1 protein-coding gene is annotated in these 1,222 nt (G+C 77.7%); it reads right to left on the reverse strand.

What is annotated here, in order from left to right:
• Positions 1 to 1,217 (reverse strand): MFS transporter (locus L1885_RS28465; RefSeq protein WP_235800020.1); only part of this gene is annotated, 1,217 nt, incomplete at its 3' end.
• Between the last annotated feature and the right edge of the window lie 5 nt (positions 1,218 to 1,222).

The raw sequence follows: 1,222 nt of genomic DNA on the forward strand, positions 1-1,222 counted from the left end.
AGCCCGGGGGCGGCCCCCGCCGCCCGCCGCGGGAGCAGCAGCGGTGTCGCCAGCACCAGCACGCCCGCGAGGCCCAGGGCCGTGCGCGGGCCGAGCGCCGCGCCCAGGACGCCCCAGACCGCGGTCAGCAGCGCCGTCGCCGCCCTGTTCGTCACCGTCCAGGCCGTGAGGGTGCGGGTGACACGGTCGGTCGCGGTCCGCTCCAGCCGGTACGTCGCGAACACGGGGTTGAACACCCCGCAGCAGGAGATCAGCCCCAGCTCGACGCCCATCACCAGCAGCAGCCCGCCCGTGCCCGGCCCGAGGAACGCGAGGCCCACCGACCACAGCGCGCGCAGCGACCCCGCCCACACCAGGGTGCGGTGCTGACCGAGGCGGGCGGCCAGCGGCCGGGCGAGCCGGGAGCCGAGCAGCCCGCCGACCGACGGCGCCGCGAACGCGAGGCCGTACTGCCACGGCGCGAAGCCGAGGCGGCCCAGCATCAGGACCGCGAGCAGCGGCTCGGCGGCCATCACCAGGCCGTTGAACGCGGCGGTGTTGAGGAACAGCCGGCGCAGCTGCGCGTCGGCCAGGATGTGGCGCCAGCCGTCGAGGAGGTCGCCGGGCCGCGGCCGCGCGACCCTCGTGCGACCGGGCTCCGGCTCCCTTCCCGCGGAGGCGCGGATGCCGAGTGCGGACAGGAGGTAGCTGACCGCGTCCGCGAGGACGGTCGCCACCGGGCCGAGCAACCCGATCGCCGCCCCGCCGAGCGGCGGCCCGACCATGGTGGTCGTCCAGGCCGTGGACTCGAAGCGGGCGTTGGCGGCCAGCAGGTCCCCGGCGGGCACCAGCGCCTTCAGGTACGCGCCCGAGGCGGCGCGGAAGGTGATGTCGCCTGCCGCCGTCACGACCGACACCAGCAGGAGCTGCACGAACGTGAGACCCCCCGCCGCGTAGGCCGCGGGAACCGACAGCAGGGCCGCGCACCGCGCGAGGTCCGCCGCGATCAGGACGGGCCCCTTGCGGCGGAACTCCACCCACGGCCCGAGCGGCACCGCCACCGCCGCGCCGACCGCGGCCCCGGCGGCCGACAGCGCGGCCACCTCGGCGGGTCCCGCGTGCAGCACCAGGACGGCGAGGAGCGGGAACGCGCCGAACGCGAGCCAGGTGCCGAGCGCGCTCGTCCCGTACGCGCCCCAGAGCAGGCCGAACCGCGGGCCCAGGGCGCCGCCGAGCAGCCGTC

Origin of the sequence: Streptomyces fuscigenes (genome assembly GCF_021556455.1) — a bacterium.
Classification (GTDB): Bacteria; Actinomycetota; Actinomycetes; order Streptomycetales; family Streptomycetaceae; genus Streptomyces; species Streptomyces fuscigenes.